The 18,782-nt window shown below is 62.0% G+C and carries 14 protein-coding genes; 9 read left to right on the top strand and 5 right to left on the bottom strand.

All coding sequences use genetic code 11. From position 1 onward, the window contains the following. Positions 1-30 precede the first annotated feature (30 nt). On the top strand, positions 31-1,248 hold the full coding sequence (locus ACOVRJ_RS20590; RefSeq protein WP_422045690.1) for a lactonase family protein: 1,218 nt from the start codon (positions 31-33) through the stop codon (positions 1,246-1,248). A 146-nt stretch (positions 1,249-1,394) separates the two neighbouring features. Beyond that, positions 1,395-3,308 carry a serine hydrolase domain-containing protein gene (locus ACOVRJ_RS20585; protein ID WP_422045689.1) on the top strand — a complete coding sequence of 638 codons (1,914 nt, stop codon included), beginning with the start codon at positions 1,395-1,397 and terminating at the stop codon, positions 3,306-3,308. 38 nt (positions 3,309-3,346) lie between these two features. On the opposite strand, the gene ACOVRJ_RS20580 is transcribed toward ACOVRJ_RS20585, so the two are convergent. Together ACOVRJ_RS20580 and ACOVRJ_RS20575 are read right to left on the bottom strand one after the other, a co-directional pair. Then, complete coding sequence (locus ACOVRJ_RS20580; protein ID WP_422045688.1) at positions 3,347-5,131, bottom strand: mechanosensitive ion channel domain-containing protein; 1,785 nt, start codon at positions 5,129-5,131, stop codon at positions 3,347-3,349. An 80-nt stretch (positions 5,132-5,211) separates the two neighbouring features. Beyond that, the gene (locus ACOVRJ_RS20575) at positions 5,212-5,862 is read right to left on the bottom strand and encodes a hypothetical protein (protein WP_422045687.1); all 651 of its coding nucleotides are present in this window, start codon (positions 5,860-5,862) and stop codon (positions 5,212-5,214) included. Between the two features lie 173 nt (positions 5,863-6,035). On the opposite strand from ACOVRJ_RS20575, the gene ACOVRJ_RS20570 reads away from it, so the two are divergent. Then, positions 6,036-7,073 (top strand): AraC family transcriptional regulator ligand-binding domain-containing protein, encoded by a 1,038-nt coding sequence (locus ACOVRJ_RS20570; protein WP_422045686.1) that lies wholly within the window; start codon positions 6,036-6,038, stop codon positions 7,071-7,073. Between the two features lie 106 nt (positions 7,074-7,179). Beyond that, positions 7,180-8,061 (top strand): glutathione-dependent disulfide-bond oxidoreductase, encoded by an 882-nt coding sequence (yghU, locus tag ACOVRJ_RS20565; protein ID WP_422045685.1) that lies wholly within the window; start codon positions 7,180-7,182, stop codon positions 8,059-8,061. Positions 8,062-8,636: 575 nt separating this feature from the next. Here yghU and ACOVRJ_RS20560 read toward each other — a convergent pair. Beyond that, on the bottom strand, positions 8,637-9,107 hold the full coding sequence (locus ACOVRJ_RS20560) for a transposase (RefSeq protein WP_422045684.1): 471 nt from the start codon (positions 9,105-9,107) through the stop codon (positions 8,637-8,639). Between the two features lie 39 nt (positions 9,108-9,146). Further along, complete coding sequence (locus tag ACOVRJ_RS20555) at positions 9,147-11,486, bottom strand: hypothetical protein (protein WP_422045683.1); 2,340 nt, start codon at positions 11,484-11,486, stop codon at positions 9,147-9,149. Between the two features lie 343 nt (positions 11,487-11,829). Here ACOVRJ_RS20555 and ACOVRJ_RS20550 point away from each other — a divergent pair, with 343 nt between their 5' ends. After that, positions 11,830-13,014: a helix-turn-helix transcriptional regulator gene (locus ACOVRJ_RS20550; protein ID WP_422045753.1), complete on the top strand. Its 1,185-nt coding sequence runs from the start codon at positions 11,830-11,832 to the stop codon at positions 13,012-13,014. A 308-nt stretch (positions 13,015-13,322) separates the two neighbouring features. Here the strand turns inward: ACOVRJ_RS20550 and ACOVRJ_RS20545 are convergent, their stop codons facing one another. Further along, on the bottom strand, positions 13,323-14,270 hold the full coding sequence (locus tag ACOVRJ_RS20545; protein WP_422045682.1) for a LysR family transcriptional regulator: 948 nt from the start codon (positions 14,268-14,270) through the stop codon (positions 13,323-13,325). 105 nt (positions 14,271-14,375) lie between these two features. On the opposite strand from ACOVRJ_RS20545, the gene ACOVRJ_RS20540 reads away from it, so the two are divergent. The 4 genes from ACOVRJ_RS20540 (at position 14,376) to ACOVRJ_RS20525 (ending at position 18,734) form a co-directional block, all read left to right on the top strand. Next, positions 14,376-15,308 (top strand): DMT family transporter, encoded by a 933-nt coding sequence (locus ACOVRJ_RS20540; RefSeq protein WP_422045681.1) that lies wholly within the window; start codon positions 14,376-14,378, stop codon positions 15,306-15,308. A 172-nt stretch (positions 15,309-15,480) separates the two neighbouring features. Next, on the top strand, positions 15,481-16,908 hold the full coding sequence (locus tag ACOVRJ_RS20535; protein ID WP_422045680.1) for a circularly permuted type 2 ATP-grasp protein: 1,428 nt from the start codon (positions 15,481-15,483) through the stop codon (positions 16,906-16,908). 1 nt (position 16,909) lies between these two features. Beyond that, positions 16,910-17,878, top strand: a complete 969-nt coding sequence (locus ACOVRJ_RS20530; RefSeq protein WP_422045679.1) for an alpha-E domain-containing protein — start codon at positions 16,910-16,912, stop codon at positions 17,876-17,878. 28 nt (positions 17,879-17,906) lie between these two features. Continuing rightward, entirely contained in the window at positions 17,907-18,734 is an 828-nt protein-coding gene (locus tag ACOVRJ_RS20525; RefSeq protein ID WP_422045678.1) for a transglutaminase family protein, read from the top strand. The last annotated feature ends 48 nt before the right edge of the window (positions 18,735-18,782 follow it).

The following is an 18,782-nucleotide window of genomic DNA, read 5'->3' as shown; positions in this document are numbered from 1 at the left end:
TTCACCCCACGCTTCCAACCGATCGCTCTCGTGTCTCATGACCTCAACCCCCTTCACGCTCGGCAACGCCGGGTGCTGCTGCTGATGGCAGCACTTGGGCCTGTTGCGCCCCTTTCGCCTTTGCAGGCGCTTGCGGCCTCGGCGCCGGGAAGTCAATCCTTCACCGTCCACGTCGGCAGTTATGCCCCGCAGGGCGAAGGCATCTACAGCTTCCGGGCCGATGTGCAAACAGGGCGGCTGCAGCCGCTGGGCCTCACCGCCAACCCGCACAGCCCCAGCTGGCTGCAAGCCGACCCGGCGCGGCCGGGCCTGCTGTATGCCGCCAACGAGGGCGGCCACAGCGTGCATGTCTATCGCCAACAGGCCGACGGGCGGCTCCAATTGCTGCAAGCCTTGCCCAGCGGTGGGCAAGGCCCGGTGCACCTCAGCCTGCACCCCAGCGCGCCCTTCGCCTTCGTCGCCCACTACGGCAGCGCCGAACTGGCCGTCCTGCGTCGCGCCGCCGATGGCCAGCTCAGCCCAGTCGGCCTGCACCCCAGTTGCAGCAAGACTGTGAACGAGGACTGCCGACCCGGGCCGCAACGCGCCGTCTCAGCGCCACCCGGCAGCTGGGCCATCAGCGGCCACGATGCCCCGCATATGCACATGGCCTTGAGCACGCCGGACGGGCGCTATGTGCTGGCCAGCGATCTGGGCCGCGACCGCCTGGCGGTCTGGCCTTTCGATGCCCGCAGCGGCAGCCTCGGTTCGAGGCAAGACCTGGCCCTGAGTGCAGGCGCCGGGCCGCGCCATTTTGTTTTCCATCCCCGCGATCCGGCTCAGCTGTATCTGCTCAACGAAGAGGCCTCCACGCTGGTCTTCTTGCGGATGGATCCACAAACCGGCCGCCTGGAGGCACGCGGCGAGTTCAGCAGCCTGCCGGAAGGCTTTGTGGGCACCAATTTCGCTTCCGACCTGTGGGCTTCGCCCGATGGGAGGTTTCTCTACGCGCTGAATCGATTGCACGACAGCATCGCCATCTTCACCCTGGCGGCCGACGGCACGCCCAAGCTGCTGGCGCATGAATGGACGCGCGGCTCTTACCCGCGCAGCGCCCGCCCCTGCCCCTGCGGCCGCTGGCTCTACGTCTGCAACCAACGCAGCGACCATGTCGCCATCTTCGCGCTCGATGCCAAGAGCGGCCTGCCGCGCTTCAGCGGTGCCTATGCCGCGGTCCCCAGCCCGACGAGCGCCGAAATGCTGGGCTGATCAGGCTTGAGTTTTTCATACCTATACTCTCGCCCGGCGCCAGTCCCGCAGTTTCCGACTACAGGTGCTCAACACAAACAAAAGCCCCGGGGATCTGTTTCTCACGGGCATCGCTCGGAGAGAACGATATGTGGCGGACTGGATGCATGAGAGCGCTGGCTATGGCGCTGGTATTGGCGCTTAGCTCATTCGCGGGGGTGGCGCAGCTGCCGGCCGCAAGATTGGCTTCGCCGCCCGGCACGGCGGGAACGACGGGCACGCCAGGAGCAGCGCAGCAGGCGCTGATGCAAGACCTCGAGAAAATCCGTCACGACACCGGTGTACCGGCCTTAGGCGTGGCCGTGGTCGATGAAACCGGCGCCGTGTGGGCCTTCGGCCTCGGGCATCCCAAGCGAGGTCAAGCCTTGAAGTCCTCGGAACACACGCTGTTCAGGATCGGCTCCATTTCAAAGACCTTTGCCGCGCTGGCGGTGATGAAGTTGGTGGAGCAAGGGCGGCTGGACCTCCAGGCCCCGCTGAAGACGCTGGCGCCAGAGATCGTCTTTGACAACCCATGGGAAGCCACGCACCCGCTGCGTTTGGTGCATCTGCTGGAGCACAGCTCGGGCTGGGAGGACTTCCACAGTTCTGAAGCTGCCTTCGCCGCGCCGGACGACATGAGTCTGAAGGCGGCACTCGCCTTTCGACCTGCCACTCGCACCTCCCGCTGGATGCCGGGCACGCGCAGCAGCTACAGCAATGTCGGCACCTTGGCCGTCGCGTATGTGGTGGAAAAAGTGAGCGGGCGTCGCTATGAGGACTATGTCAAAGAGGCGGTGCTGCAGCCGCTGGGCATGCAGGACAGCGGCTTCTTCAAGAATGAGGCCTACGTCCAACGCGGCGCGGAACTCTATGCGCTTGGGGCGCCGGACCAAGCCCTGCCCTACTGGCAGATGCTGGACCGGCCTGCCGGCGCCATGCACGCTTCCGCCGCAGACATGGGGCGGCTGCTCCAGATGCTGCTGCAGCGGGGCGAACTGAGCGGGCAGGCGCTGCTGTCGCCCGCATCCATTGAGCGCATGCAAACGCCGGCCACGACCTTGGCGGCTGCGCAGGGTTTGCGCGTCGGGCAGGGGCTCGGGCATGAAAGCTCCGGGTTTGCGGGCAGTGCTCGTTTGTTTCAAGGCCACGACGGCGCGGTCATGGGCGGCATCAGTCGCCTGGTCTACGAACCCACGGTCGGACGCGGTTATGTGCTGATGCAGAGCAATGACGACTTCTCCGCCTTCTTTCGACTTTCACGGCGGCTCCACGAACACCTGTTGTCGGGCCTGACGCCGCCCTCGCAAGCGCCGGTGCAAGCGCTGCCGGCTTCGATGCGCGATCTTGAGGGCTGGTACCGGCACATCACGCCACGCCGGGAACTGACGCGATTCACCGAAGATGTGATGGATCTCTCCCAGTTCGAAGTGCTGGACGACGGCCTGCGCCAAACCTTCCTGCTCGGCGGGGAGCAGCGCTTCCAGGCGCGCGGTGGCGCCTTGTTGGTGGATCAAAGCACGGGCCTGCCCATGCTGGCGCGGGTGCAAGATCCTCTGGTGGGCGATGCGATCCAGATTGGCGCCAATACCTACCAACGCATTTCTGCGGGGTGGGTCTACGGCTTGATCGTCATGGGCTTGGCTTGGGCCGTGCTCTTGCCCATCCAAGCCGCTTGCATGGTGCGTGATGCCTGGCGTGCGCGGCGCGGGCTGGGCGCGCCATGGCGCCTGTCACGCGCGCTGCTGGTGATTGGGGCGACATGCCTGCTGGCGGCGCTGATGGCCGGCTTGGTGTTCGGACATGGAGACGCGGACTTTGGGCGTATCACGGCGACCTCACTGACCGTCTTTGCTGGCAGCCTTTTGTTCGCACTCTTCACCCTGGCGGCTGGCGCCCGGCTGTTCTGGGAGCTTCGTCGCGAACGCCAGACGTCCAAGCCTCGCTCGGGTGGTCTGTTGATTTTCTGGACGCTCCTGCAGGGGGGCGTCTTGGTCTATTTGTTGGCGTATGGCATGGTTGGCGTGCGAACCTGGGTGTGAAGCGCCTCGCGGCCATGAGCCAGCCGTGAGCCTGCAGTTCAAGCTTGACCCGTCGCGCCACCTGCAGCCACTGCGGCGGGCGCATCCACCGGCGCCTTGGCCGGCGCGGCAAACCAAGCGGTCTTGGGTACGAACTTGGGCTCGGCCGGGTCGCCCAGGTAATGTGGCGACATGATCTGCACACCGTACTCATTGAACACGTCTTGGATATTGGCGTGCAGCGCACTCAAGACTTCGGCGCGCGGCCGCGGCTGGTGGGGCACGGCCTGGCAAACCAAGCGGTACTCGGGGTAGAAGTCCGACAAAGCGGTTTGAAACACCTGTGCCGATGGGGTGCTCAGCACACCCGGCGTGCGGTGGGCGGCTTCTATCAGCATCGCTTCCACCTGCCGCCACGGGGTGTCATAACCAATCGTGACCGTGGTGTCGACGATAAAGCCCGGCCCCTTGACGGTGCGCGAGTAGTTCTTGGTCACCGAGCCCATCACCAAGGAGTTGGGCAGCGTCAATTCCTCGCCCAGACCGGTGCGGATGCGGGTGGTGAACATGCCCAGCTCGGTGATGGTGCCCTCGTGGTCGAGGATGCGCACAAACTCGCCGACACGAATGGTGCGCGAGAACATCAAGATCAACCCGCTGGCCCCTTGCCCCACAAGGCTGGACGCGCCCAACGAAATCATCAAGCCCAGCAAGACCGACACGCCCTTGAACGCCTCGCTGCCCGAGCCGGGCAGATAGGGGTAGGCCATCACCAAGGCGAAGATCCAGATACCGGTGCTGATCAGGCGGCGCGAGGGCCGCACCGTGTCCTGATCCAGCCAGCCCAGCGAACCCTCGCCGCGCTCGATGCGGTTGAACACCGGCGTTAGCACATTGATCACGCCGCGTGCTAGCAAGAAAATCAACAGGGCCACGAACAGATCCGGCAAGGCCTTCAGGATGCTCACTCCGATGCCGCCCACCACCTGGAACAGATAGCCGCTGAGCTGCTCTCCCCAGGGCCGGGTGTAGGGAAACTGGCTCAGCACATAGCCTAGGAACTGATAGCTCAGCAGGATCAACAAGGTCCAACTGATGCCGCGCACCAAGCCGCGTGCCAGCATCCAAACCTTCTCGCGCTGAAACAGCTGCATGCCCGCTACCGAGATGGCCTCGGTGCGATGGCTGACGCGCTTGGCCAAGCTCAGGCTGGCCACCCGCTGCCCGCGCAGCACCAAGGTCATCAACACGGCGTAGAGCAGACTGGCCACGGCCGTGTGGACCAGGGCTTGCAAAAGGCGGGACTCATCGCGGCTCTCACGCGTGTCCGCAATCACCAACTCCAGTTGGCGCTTCGCCTCTGCGGCGGTTTGCTCCAGCGTCGCGCCGCTGGCCGCATCCACGTCATCGGGTATGAGGATCAAGGCCATCTCGCCATCCAACATCAGGACGCGACCTTGCCCATCTTTGTTGATCGTGACCACCCCCGCGCCGGATCGTGCCAACACTTCGTTCATGTACAGATGGGTGCGGCGCGCCCGCTCGGCCGGGCTGACACCCAGGAAAGTGGCCCTGAACACCGCCACCTTGCGGTTGAAGATCACCACCGGCGCCTCCGCTGGTGCGGCATTCGGGACCGAGGATGCCGCGGCGACGTGGGCCTGAACCTGGCCTGGTGCGGGTGCCGTTGCAGGTGCGGCCTGCAGCAAGCCGGGCGACATCACGCCCAGCAGCAGCCCGCAGAGCATCAAAAACCACGTGACGGGGCGGAACAGGCCGCCCAGCAAGATGGGGCCGTCCACCCCCAGCCGCGACGACGCATAACGGAAAAACACAGGGCACATAGAGCATCACCAAAGCCAGACGCAATGGCGAGCATAGCGCCGTCTGAGTCAAGGCCCCGGCCAGCGCCCCGGGGCTGCGCTCAATGCAACACAGACCCCTTGTCACTGCTGCGCCGCCCCCATAAGGGCGTATCGTCTGCGGCCAAGTCCGCGCCACCCATGCAGCCGGATGCAGCGACCTCGGCGGGCTCCAGCACGTGCTTTGCATCGAGCGATGCTCCGGCTTGGGGGCCTGCGTCCGTTTCGCGCAAGCGGACATAGGCAGCCAGCAAGCGTTCGCTATACAGCGTCCAGGCCTGCTGCAAACCCAGCAGCTCAGCATCCAAACGTTCGCTGGCAGCCTCGCTCAGCGGCATCTTGTCGGCACGGATGCGCGAGAGCAGGTCTTGCGCCTGCAGCATGGCCGACTCGATCGGCCGACTGACGGCCCGGCGCATCAGCCGCACCGAAGCTTCTCTTGAACCGGCCGAGCTCAGCAAACCGGTCACGACTCGCCCATACGGCGTCTGGGCGGCAATCGACTCGGCGCGCCGGCGGGCATGAATCAGCTCCGCCAGCAAGGCACTGGTCCACGGGTCGCCTGAAAGCTTGAGCAGCTCGGCAATCTCGGCTCTCGGGAACAAGGCTTCGGCACCCAGACGAGCAAACTCGCTGCGCTGATTCAACAAGGCCAGCACGGTCTCGATACGCGCGTCACACGCGACAGAGCTTGGCGGAAACGGATCAAACATGAGTTCTCCTTGCGGTTCAGAGCTGTGCTCTACGGCCATGAGTCGATGCTAGGCAGGGGCCCCTGAAGCGACCATGTCCGAGCGAGACAAGGGTTTGTCCGGAGAAGACATTCGGGGCCACGCCCCGACTAAGATCACCGTTACGCACCTTCAACCGTTGGAGTCGATCCCAATTGCTTGCCTCCCCTCGACAGCGCGACGGCTTGGCCAGCGGCCTGCTGCTGCCGCTGCATCAAGCGCTGCGCGTTCACGGCATTGATGCCGATGGCCTGCTCAGGCAGGCCCGCATCGAACCTGGCCAGTTGCTGGACTCCCGCGCCCGCATCAGCCAGGCCAGCTCGCTGCAGTTCTGGCGTTTGGCCGAGCAGGCCTATGCGCCCGCGAGCGACTTGGCTGTGGCCACGGCGCAGCAGTTCAGCCTGCGCGCGCTGGGCGTGCTGGGCATGGCGTGGCTGGCCAGCACCAGCTTGCGCGAAGCCATCCGCCGCTTGGTGCGTTACTACGATCTGGTCAGCTCGGTGGCGCTGCTGTCCACCCAGCAAGAAGGCGACTTGTTGTGGCTGCAGTACCGAGCGGCGCCGGCGGTTTTGCCAGTTACGCATGATGCGTGGGTCGGCGTGATCACGGCGCTGTGCCGCAGGTCGCACCCCGATGTCCAAGCGGCTTGGTTTCAGCCGGCCGGCATTCGGCTGGCGCATCCAGGCAATGCAGGCACCGAGGCGCTGATGAACTACCTTGCAAGCCCGGTTCAGACCGGCGCGGAGTTCACCGGCGTGGCCTTCACGGCGGAGCAACTCGACGCCCCCTTGCCCGGCGGCCACCCCGGCCTGGCGCTGAACGCCGAGAAGATTCTGGCCGCCACCCGCGCCGCGCTGCAAAGCGGCGACACCAGCAGCCAGGTGCGCGCGCATTTGCTGGACATGCTGCCCTCAGGCGATGTTTCACGCGCCGCGGTAGCGCGCCGCATGCATCTGACCGAGCGCACCCTGCAGCGCCGGCTGGAGGCCGAGCAATTCGGCTTCGCCGAGCTGCTGCAGCAGACCCGGCTGGAGCTGGCGCAAAACCTCTTGCGCGACCCCGAGCACGATGTGCAAGACGTGGCCTTCATTCTGGGCTTTGCGGAGATCTCCAGCTTCACCCGCGCCTTTCGCCGCTGGACCGGCCAGGCGCCCAGCAGTTGGCGCGAAAGCCAGCAGGCGCCCATGCACTGAGCCAGCGCGATTTGGGCAAGTCTCGTACAGTCGCGCCCAGCCCTTTAGCCCTGTGATGACCCATCGCCCAACAAACCCGCCGACTTCGCTGAACTGACAAATCCCCATGAGCAATACCGCAGCGCCCTACACCCCTCCCAAAGTTTGGGTCTGGAACAAAGCCAATGGCGGCCAGTTCGCCAGCATCAACCGGCCCATTGCGGGCGCCACCCACGAGAAAGAGCTGCCGGTGGGGCGCCATCCATTGCAGCTTTATTCCATGGCCACGCCCAATGGCGTCAAGGTCACCGTGATGCTGGAGGAGTTGCTGTCGCTGGGGCATGCCGGCGCGGAATACGACGCCTGGATGATCCGCATCGGCGAAGGCGATCAGTTCGGCAGCGGCTTTGTCCAAGCCAACCCTAACTCCAAGATTCCGGTGCTGGTGGACCATAGCGGTGCCGCACCGCTGCGGGTGTTTGAGTCGGGCGCCATTCTTTTGCATCTGGCCGAGAAGTTCGACGCCTTGCTGCCCAAAGATTTGGCCGGGCGGACCGAGTGCCTTTCGTGGTTGTTCTGGCAGATGGCCAGCGCGCCCTATCTGGGCGGCGGCTTCGGGCACTTTTACGTCTATGCGCCCGAGAAGTTCGAGTACGCCATCGACCGTTTTGCCATGGAGGCCAAGCGTCAGCTCGATGTGCTGGATCAACGATTGGCGCAGTCGGCCTATCTGGCCGGTGAGGACTACAGCATTGCCGACATCGCCGTCTGGCCCTGGTATGGCGCGCTGGCCTTGGGCCAAATCTACGGCAACGCGGCCGAGTTTTTGCAGACGCAGGACTACGTTCATTTGCAGCGCTGGGCCCAGCAGATCGCCGCGCGGCCGGCGGTGCAGCGCAGGCGCATGGTCAACCGCTCTTGGGGCGAATTGGTAGAGCAACTGCATGAGCGCCACGAAGCCAGCGACTTCGACACGCAAACGCAGGACAAACTGCAAGCCGGCGTTTGAAAAGGCGGCCGCTAAGGCTCAACTGAAGCCAAGATCGGTTCAATGATCGGCGCCCTACCAAGAAGAGTCGGCCGTCTTGTCCTCGGCATCGGCAGCAAAGTGCCCAAAGCCGATGTTCCATGGGCTTCAGCAATAGGCTGGGTGCTGCAATCCAGATTTCGCGATCCAATGGCCGCTACCTGCCAAAGTTAAACGCGTTATAAGCCGGCTCAACGTCCGTCCTGCCCGCTGATGGTTAATGCCGGCCTGCACCCAATGGCCCTCAGCGCGTGACGCCGATGCCAGCGAGCAGAGGCCAGGGAGCAGACTCGCAAAGGCGGCAAGACGGGGCCGCCAGAAGTGGCCAAAACGGACTGATTCAAAACCAGCTTCTGCGCAGGAAGTAGGTCAAGCAAGAGCCACAAGACCCACACTTATCCACAGCCGAGCTTCAATAGTCGGCACGTTCGCTTGGCTCAAAATTCAAGCGGCACGGTGACTCAAAATTCGGGCGGCGCCAACAATAAACGCGATCAGACTCACTTGGCCTCCGCACTGAGGACATAGCAACGGAAAAACCTCGTAGATCCGCGCAATCAACGCCGCCCACAGGTAGCGCGCCGGTGAGCAAGCTTGGCTGCAACGAGTTCAGTTTGGCGGGCTTGGGCGGGACTCCCACTGCCGCCTCCGCCGCCAATGACTGGCGCATCGACGACAGTTTCGTCGGCCGGAAGTTGCGCCTGCGCCATGGCCACGGCGGCCGCTCGGAGCGGTGAGTTTGGTGCCAGCACGCCGTAGTAGCGGTGCCGGTGGATGCGAGGCGGCTGGATCAGGGCGGCGATGCGATCGATGCTCTCTAGCGGCGTGAGGATCAGATCGCCATGTTTACCGCCCGACTGACGTTTCGGGCAGTGGTAGACCAGATCAGCGCCACCCATGTGACGCCGCTCCTTGGCGAAGGGTGGCCGAGCGCAATAGCGCAACAGGCGCTCCAACCCAGCGAGGTCCGCAGGGGCAATGCATACGGCGGCATCAACCGAAAAGCCACTGAGCTGGCAGGCCAGCATGTCCGAGGCATCACCCGTGTGGAGTTGGTAGGGGGCAATTCACGCCCCGAGTGGGCACCATCCTAAACCTGTTGGGTTGCCTCCGCCTTTGACCCATCTGTATTCAAGAGTGCCTCCTGGGCAGTATTTTTCTTGGATTTCAATTTCGGCGTTAGTGCTTTGCGGTGTGGAGTAGTGCCATTTGATGTAGCCGCTTAGTTTTCCATTTCGATGATACGAAATGGTGGTGAGTATTCTACCGGCATCCCATTCAGATACACTATCTAGTTGGCCATTCCAGTCTAGGTTGTATAGTTTTTCGTAGCCGTGTACGAGATTGTTTTTGACTTCATATTCTCTGTAAAGGGTTCCGGCTATGTAGTCATAAGCATGAATAGGAGCCCCATTCTGATAAATAGTTTTGCCTTGTATTTTGTTTTGGCTTGTTGCGTTGCATTCGAATCCTTTTCGCTCACCATCCAATACGGTCTTGTCTCTATCGCCTCCCATGACAAAGTACTCTTCAGTTTTCACCCATGACTGGCCGGCGGGGGCTCTATCGAATCCACTGCAGTAGGATATTTGCTTCCCAATTGGATAGTAGATGCCGCCGATAAGTATTTGGCAGTTTTTGTGGCTTGATGGCGGGGCGCCTTCTGGTGTCCATGCAGTTGTGCAGACCATTTCTGGTTTGGTAACTTTGGCATTGAAGTCAAAACTACGCTCTCCCTTTGAAAGGCGCATAACGAACGATGCCTCTGATGTGAGGTTTTGAATACTTGGCGTGATTTTGATGGATGGGCTACTGTTGTTTTGAGCGGTGATGATGACGGCATTGTTGTTGCCGCCTACGCCCCAAGGGGTCGAAGCTGTAAATCCAGTCAGGTCGAGGGGTACCGAGCGTGGTTGAGTCAATAAATCAATTTGGGCAGCGGCTTTTTTTAATATTTGCAGATCGGTGATGGTTAAGAGCTTGTTGATTGTGACTTTAATGGGTTGAACGGCGTTTGTTATTGATGCGGGAGGCATTAGCTTTCCCTTGAGTGAGATACTGTGCTCTTGATTGTTGGTAAAGCTTTTGGTGATGTTGTAGGTGGTGGATTGAGCAGTTAGTTGTTGTGCGCGCATGTTCAGGCTTAAGGGATCTAAGCTCACGTCGCTGTCGTCAATCTCTTTGACTGATTCTTGGTCGTAACATGCCGTTCCAATAAGATTGTTATACGCTTGTTTTGTTAAATCTAGACCGATGATTACCGACGTGAGCCCTAATGGCACAGTCACAAAGGGAAGCCAGGGCATTGCTAAAGCGGTGGGAACGGTTGCACCAAGGAGATACCCTCCTGTTATGGTTGCGGAAAGACCGTTTGCAAGGGTTGTTAATTGGGCTTTGCAAGCAGAAGGAAGGGTGATTTGTACGTTTTTTAAACCCGAAAAAGCCTTGTTTAAATTGCTGGGCACAGCCAAGCTTTGGCTTATTGCTTGATCGTTAATTGATTTAATGAAATTGGCGGCAAACCTGATTTCAGCGGGCGATCTTTTGGCCAGTTCTGCATTGGCGTCTGCGCTCATTTTTTCAAGTTCTGCGGCCATGATTAAAGAATCGCTGTCGCCTAGATTTTTGAGACGATTGGATTCTTGTTTGAGGCCATCAATGAATTTATTGATGATTTCAGTAGGATTGTTTTTGGGGTTGGGTGCGGTGATGGTGATGTTTTGAGCATATTTTTCACCATCAATTCCAAAGACAATGGTGTGTTGGCCTTCGGGCAACGGGGGGAGTACCAAGCTCAAAGTGTTGTTGTCTACCGTGGCCGCAACTGGTTGGCCTGTGCTGGTTTGGGCTTGTATGGTTTGATTGGCGTAAGCTTTTGGCAAGTTTAATGTTTTGATTTCGCCTGGTTCTGTGTTGATGCTTACTGTGCTTGCCAAATCTCGGCAATCCACTTGAATCACAATGTTGTTTTGTATGTTATTGGTGTTGGAGCTGGTCAAGCAATGTTGCTTGTTCGGCTGGCCAATAAAATCAAATTGAAAGCTACCGCCTTGGCTGACCGTGGCGATTTGTTGCGTGTCGTTATTGCTAATGGTGAGAGTCTGTGAATTTGGCAGTCGAATGTTGTAGCTTCCCCCAGACAAACCAGAGGTTTGAATGCTCACTGTGTGCTGTGGTGTGGGGGTGTTTGTGTTTTCCGCCCCATCTCCGCCCCCACAAGCAGAAAGCATTACCGCGCTGGCAATGGCGGTGGCACGAAAAATGGTGTTGATTTGAAAAAAATTGGACATGTTGATCCTGTAGAGGTGTTGAGGTTGGTCAGCGTGAAAACACCCCCGTCGCAGCGCTTGGCTTGCGACAAGGGGCTGGTTTTCTGCTTGAATAAAAGCTCGCAAATACAGGTTCATACGGAGCCGTTAGATACTCTTCGCAGCCACCAACGCAGGAGTAGGGTCGCCCGCCGCAGTCAATAGGCCGCAACTGATTTGGGGGAATATATTGATTTCACGCTTGTAATGCATCACCCGTTCGGGTGACTTGTCTGCTTAGTTTGCCCCCTCGCCCATCCGCCACGAATGTGGGGAGTGAGGCAACGCTAGTGTTTCCCATTGCCATCAAACAGTTACCGTGCCAATTGAAGTTTGGCCGTGCAAGGTGCGTCCGGGGTATTCCCGGATTTTCCGGGCGCATTGATTTCAGGACAGTCGGAGCAGCCGGGCGCGGTCGGTTCGGGGGAGGACGAAAGTGGGCATGTCGCATGCTGCGGTAGGGGACGCCGAACTTGAACTGTCTCAGCTACTCAATCTTGTATATCAGGCGGCACTCGAGCCGCAGGACTGGCCAGCGGCTCTACAGAAGGCTGCCCACTGGTTAGGCGCAAAGCGATCACTGCTGTTTACGCCCGCCCAGGGTTTGGGCGAAGCGGGCTTCTTCTATGCCCACGGGGTCAGCGCCGAGGAGATGGCGATTTGGAATTCGCGCTTCGTCGGCACCGACTTCTGGAGCGGCCGGGTCCTTGAGCGGCAACTGGGCTTCGAGGGATCAATCTTCCGGGATAGCGACCTGTCCACCCGCAGTGAGTTGCTCGACTCGGACTACTACCGTGAGCACCTCGTTCGAATGGATATGGCCTGGCTGATGTCGGCCGTGGTGTTGGCACCCAAGGATGCCAGTCTGCCGTTGGTGGCCCTGTCAAATTACCGGGGATTGGATGCCGATTCCGGCTTCGATGATCAGCAGCGTGACCGGCTGGCCCTGTTGCTGCCGCATTTGTCGCGCTCCCTGGGTGTGATGCTGCGCCTTCGACAGGCAGAGACGCGCGCAGCCGCTAGCGCTTTGGCGCTCGACAGCTTGAGCTGTGGCGTGGCGCTGCTGGACGGCCAGGGGCGCGTGGTGCATACCAACCGACGTATCGAGAGCATCTGCCGTGCTGCGGACGGGATGCGCCTCGAAGCGGGACAGCTTCGCTTGGACGACGCAGACAGCCAGCGCGCTTGGACGGGGGCACTGCACCAGACTCTGGCAGAGACCGGCAGCGTCGGGCATTTCTCCGACCACTTGAGGGTGACGCGTAGTTCTGGCGGTGCTGAAGCGTATCTTCTGCAGCTTTCTCGGCTGCCCGAGAACAGCCGCTTCGGGTCGCTGCCTGCGCAAGCACGCGTGATCGTCTTCATCACCGATACTGAACAGGGGCAGACGCCCACTGCCCAGACGCTGATCCGCCTGTATGGCCTTAGCACGGCCGAGGCCCGCACAGCACTGGCCCTGGCCGACGGGGCTCGCCTTTCCGATGTGGCGAGCAAGCTCGTGCTTAGTGTCAATACCGTGAAGACTCAACTCAAGCAGATCTACGCCAAGATGGGCTGCGAGAGCCGGGCAGATTTCGCGAGGTTGATGCTAAGCCTCGGGGCGGTTAACTCAGTGGCTGCGCGTTAGCCAGCCCATACTCCAAAGTCGGCTACTGAGGCAGAGAAACGCGTTCCGCGGCGTAAACGCCAACCGTTCTGCGGTATTGAATTGTGATGCAACTATCTACACACGCGAAAGCGGTCCGGTTTGGCGCTTGCGCTGCAGCTGAGCAGCCGGTGCTATGGGGTACGGCCTACCAACGTCAGCGAAGCTCTGGCCGTTGGTAGGCGTTGCAGTCGATCAGTCGCCTACGCGCGCATACCTCGATCAGCCTTCCCGTGTCGGGCTTTCTCGCGCAATGAGTGACTCCAGTGGGCACTTTGCTGCAGTTCAGTTTAGGTTTTCGAAGGGCCGTGAGTGTCGTCAGTATCAACGGCCAAGCCCGCCACCAAGTGATCAATCCACACCCGCAGCTTAGGCGCCTGGTAGCGCTGCGAGGGGTAGAGCAGCCAGAGCATGCCGGCGTAGTCGGTGAGGTGCTCCCAGTCGTCCAAGACCGGCAATAGCGCCCCGCTGCGCAAGGCCGCGCGAGCGCAAAACTCCGGCAAGCTGGCGATGCCCAGATCGGCCAGCGCTCCTTCCAGGCGCATCTCGCTGTGGTTGGCCACATAGCGCCCGCTGACCCGTACCGTTGGTTCCTCCGCCCCACGGCGAAAGCGCCAATGGCGGTCGCGCTCGTCTTCACCGAGATAGAGGCAGGCATGGGCCGCGAGTTCGCGAGGGTGCGCGGGCCCGCCGCCATGCGCAGCCAAGTAAGCCGGGCTGGCGCACAGCAGATGGCGCAGCTTGAACAAGGGGCGCCCGGCCAAGCCCGGCGGCGGCGTGTCGGTGACGCGAATGGCCAGATCGATGGATTCATCGAACAAGTCGAGCGCGCGGTCGGTCACCACCATTTGCAGATCGACCTGCGGGTAGCGGCGCAGAAAAGCTGGCACCAAGGGGTGCACCAGCTGCCGCGCAATCGCCTTGGGGCAGCTGATCCGCAACAAACCCTGCGGCTCGGCCGAGGCGGTATCGCTCAGCGCCAGCACCTCGCGCGCCGCCGCCAACATCGCTTGGCAGCGGAGGTGCGCGGCCTGGCCGGCTTCGGTCAGGCGCAGCTTGCGGGTGCTGCGTTCCAGCAGCCGCACCCGGAGCAAGGCCTCCAGCCGCGCAATCTGGCGGCTCACCGCCGAGGGGCTGAGCCCCATTTTTCGCGCCGCCGCCGAGAAGCTGCCGGCCTCCACCACACAGGCAAAAGCCGCCATATCCGGCAGGCTGTCAAAGGCCTCATTGATGCTCATGGCGCACAAATGCTATTCCGAATCGGTGGATTATCAATCTCAGCACTCAACTGAACAATGGCAGCCCATCGCCTCTTTCTCTTCAGCTTCTGATTCCGCCCCGCCATGAGCCATTCCCTGAGTCTTCCCGACACTGCATCCCGCACCCCCAGCCGAGGCATGATGCGCCTGGCAGACCTGATGCTCTTGCTGGTGGCCCTGGTCTGGGGTACCAGCTATGGCGTGGCCAAGAGTGCGCTGCAGTTCTACCCGGTGCTGGGTTTTCTGGCTTTGCGCTTTGTGTTGACCTTTGGCCTGCTGCTGCCCAGCCTTTTGCGCTGCACACCCGCACAGCGCCGCGATGCATTGCGCAGCGGCCTGCCGCTGGGCCTGCTGATGCTGAGCATCTTTCTGTGCGAGACCTTTGGCCTGGCGCTGACCCTGGCCAGCAATGCGGCCTTTCTGATCAGTCTTTGCGTGGTCTTCACCCCCTTTGTGGAATGGGGACTGCTGAAGCGCCGGCCGGCGCGAGCGATGTTCGGCTTTGCGGCCGTGTCCCTGCTGGGCGCCGCGCTGCTGAGCGGCGGCCTGCAAGGTCAGCTCGGCCTGGGCGACGGCTTGATGCTGGCGGCCGCCCTGCTGCGCGCACTGACGGTGTGCATGACCTCGCGGCTGACGCAGGCCAGCAGCGCCCCGGCACTGGCATTGACGGCCGTGCAGTCAGCGGTGATCGGCTTTGGCAGTTTGGCGCTGGCCTTGGCCCAGGCACTGAGTTCCGCGCCTCAGGGCGTTTCACTGTTGCCCCTGCCCAGCCAGCCCGCTTTCTGGTGGGCCACCGTCTATTTGGTCCTGGGCTGCACGGTGTTCGCCTTCTTCGCCCAAAACTGGGCGCTCAAGCACAGCACGCCAAGCCGCTTCGCCCTGTTGACCAGCAGCGAGCCAGCCTTCGGCGCCTTGTTTGCCGTGCTGGCCTTGGGCGAGACGCTCAGCCCGCTGGCCTGGCTGGGCGGCGGATTGATCGTGCTGGCCGCGCTGTGGACCAGCGCCCGTCGAAGCTGAAGCCTAGACCGGCACCAAAGGCGGGCCCGAAACACGCACCAAATCAAGGCGGCACCCCGAAGCGCCCCAAATAGGCGCAAGCTGGCGAGCCTAGAGTCGCAGCCGCCTAGCAAAAGCGGGCACAGAGCTTGCGTGGTTCAGCTCAAACCTAGCCGACGGAGACCGCCCCATCATGCATGCGCTGACCCTCCCCGCCCCCGGGCACCACGACGAGATGCTGCTCGCCAGTGGTGCACTGCGGCCGCACTACCAGCAGTTCGCCAACTGGCTGCATGCCCAAACCCCCGAGGCCTTGGCCAAGAAGCGAGCCGAGGCTGACCTGTTGTTCCACCGCGTCGGCATCACCTTTGCCGTCTATGGCGATGAAGCCGGGGCCGAGCGACTGATTCCTTTTGACACCGTGCCCCGCATCGTGCCGGCCGAAGAGTGGAGGATGCTGGAAGCCGGCTTGCGCCAGCGCGTCAATGCGCTGAACCGCTTCTTGTGGGACATCTATCACGAGCATGAGATCGTCAAGGCCGGCCTGGTGCCCGCCGAGCAAGTCTTTGCCAATGCGCAGTACCAACCGGCCATGCAAGGCCTGGATCTGCCGCACGGCATCTACGCCCACATCACCGGCGTGGACCTGATCCGCCATTCGGACGGCGGCTACTACGTGCTGGAAGACAATTTGCGCGTGCCCAGCGGCGTCAGCTATATGCTGGAAAACCGCAAGATGATGATGCGCTTGTTTCCGGAGTTATTCGCGAAATATGCGGTCGCGCCGGTGGCCCACTACCCCACCCTGCTGCTGAACACTTTGCGCCACGCCAGCCTGGCCGAAACACCAAATGTGGTGGTGCTCACCCCCGGGCCCTTCAACAGCGCCTATTTCGAACATGCCTTCCTGGCCCAGCAAATGGGCGTGGAGCTGGTTGAAGGGCAAGACCTGTTCGTCAAAGACGAGTTCTTGTACATGCGCACCACGGTGGGGCCGAAGCGGGTGGATGTGATCTACCGCCGCATCGACGACGCCTTCTTGGACCCACTCGCCTTCCGCGCAGACTCGATGCTAGGCGTACCCGGCCTGCTCTCGGTCTACAAGCAAGGCCATGTGATCTTGGCCAATGCCATCGGCACCGGCGTGGCGGATGACAAGTCCATCTACCCCTATGTGCCGGACATGATTCGCTTCTACCTCGGCGAAGAACCCATCCTGCACAACGTGCCAACCTGGCAATGCCGCAAGCCGGCCGATCTGGACCATGTGCTGAACCACATGGCCGAGTTGGTGGTGAAGGAAGTGCATGGCGCCGGCGGCTACGGCATGTTGGTCGGGCCGGCCTCCACCGCAGCCGAGGTCGAAGACTTCAAAGCCCGGGTGCGCGCCAACCCCAGCAACTACATCGCCCAGCCGACGCTGTGCCTGAGCAGCTGCCCCACCTTTGTGGAAAACGGCATCGCCCCGCGCCACATCGATCTGCGCCCCTTTGTGCTGAGCGGCCGCGAGGTCAGCATGGTGGCCGGCGGCCTGACCCGTGTGGCGCTGAAACAAGGCTCCCTGGTGGTGAACTCCTCGCAAGGCGGCGGCACCAAAGACACCTGGATTTTGGAGGCTTGAGATGCTATCTAGGACTGCTGCGCAGCTCTATTGGATGAGCCGTTATGTGGAGCGCGCCGAGAACTTGGTGCGCATGTTGGACGTGACGCATTCGCTGTCTTTGCTGCCGCAGTCGCGCGGCGCGATGACCGAGTTGGCGGCGCCACTGGCCGTGACCGGCACACTGGAGGCCTTTGCGGCCAGCCAGCACACGCTGGAGGCCGAGACGCTGTTCAACTTCATGGCGCTGGACTTGAGCAACCCCGCCTCCGTGCTGAGTTGCCTGCGCTCGGCGCGTGAGAACGCGCACGCGGTGCGCGGGCAGATCACCACCGAGATGTGGGAGGCCATCAACAGCACCTGGCTGGAGGGGCGCGAGTTCCCCAAGCGCGGCATCGCCAGCGTTTCCAGCTTCTTTGACTGGGTGAAAGAGCGCTCGCATTTGTTTCGGGGCGCCACTTACGGCACGCTGCAGCGCAATGACGCGTATTGCTTCATTCGGCTGGGCACCTTTGTTGAGCGGGCCGACAACACCGCCCGATTGCTGGATGTGAAGTCGCAGCTGATCGAGCCGGCGGTGCCCAGCCTCGCGCCGGTGGACATGCCCCACGAAAGCGCGCCGGACTTTTACGCCTGGAGCGCGCTCTTGCGCTCGCTTTCGGCTTTTGAGGCCTATCACGCGGTCTATCGCGACAGCTTGGATGGCCGCCGCGTCACCGAGTTGTTGATCCTGCGCCCCGATGTGCCGCGCAGCTTGCGCGCCTGCTGCGATGAGATCCGTGGCATCCTGCCGCTGATCGAGGCACGGCCGGGTGCGCTCGACGCGGGGCGCGAGGTCAAGCAATTGGCCGGGCGCCTGTCCTTGCGGCTGGAGTACGGTGCGGTTGATGAGATCCTCAGCACCGGCCTGCACCGCTGGTTGACCGGCTTTTTGGATGACGCGGCCCAGCTCAGCGACGCGATACGCGCCGCCTATCTGGAAGCGAACTGAAATTCAACACCCCTAACCGGTCATTCAAGTGCATCTCAACATCGCCCACGAAACGGTTTACCGCTACGCCAGCCCGGTCAAGCGCAGTACCCAGTACCTGCGACTGACGCCCAGCGATGGCCCCAGCCAAAAGGTATTGAGTTGGGCCTTGAGCTTGCCAGCCCAGACCAGCCGCTGCTTGGATGCCTATGGCAATGTCATGCATGTGCTGACCCTGGATGAGCCGCATCTGGAGATCCATTTGCATGCGCGCGGCGTTGTCGAAACCCACGACGGGCCGCCGCAGCTGGAGGCCTCGCAGCAGCAGTTTCCGCCGGCGGTGTTTCTGCGCGACTCCCCGTTGACCCAGGCCGATGCGGCCCTGCGCGCCTTTGCCGAAGCGCATGCCAGCGCCGTGGCGGCTGACGCTTGGCAAGGTCTGTTGGGCCTGATGCATGCGCTGGCAGAACACATGCCTTACACGCCCGGCGAAACCGATGCCGCCACGCCGGCCGCACAGGCCTTTGCTTCGCGGTTGGGCGTGTGCCAGGACCATGCCCAGGTCTTCGCCACCTGCGCGCGGCTGCTGGGCCTGCCGACCCGCTATGTGTCGGGCTATCTGGCGGCCGACTTCGAGCATGTGGCCAGCCACGCCTGGGCCGAGACCTGGTTGCCCGAGCAGAACGGGCGCCCGGCGGGCTGGCTGGGCTTTGATGTGTCCAACCAATGTCTGGCCGATGGGCGCTATGTGAAGCTGGCCATAGGAGCCGACTATCTGGACGCCTGCCCGGTGCGCGGCATGCGCTTGGGCGGCGGGCTGGAGGCGATGCGTGCGGTGGTGCAAGTCTCGGTGGCTCAGGTCTTGCCCGATCAGTGAGGCTGCGTCCACAGCAGATAATCTCGCTCAGCCCCAGCTTTAGCCCGA

This window comes from Roseateles sp., from assembly GCF_049240545.1.
Lineage (GTDB): Bacteria > Pseudomonadota > Gammaproteobacteria > Burkholderiales > Burkholderiaceae_C > Paucibacter_A.
The sequence above is the reverse complement of the archived record's forward strand: the minus strand, read 5'-3'. Positions and strand labels throughout refer to the sequence as shown.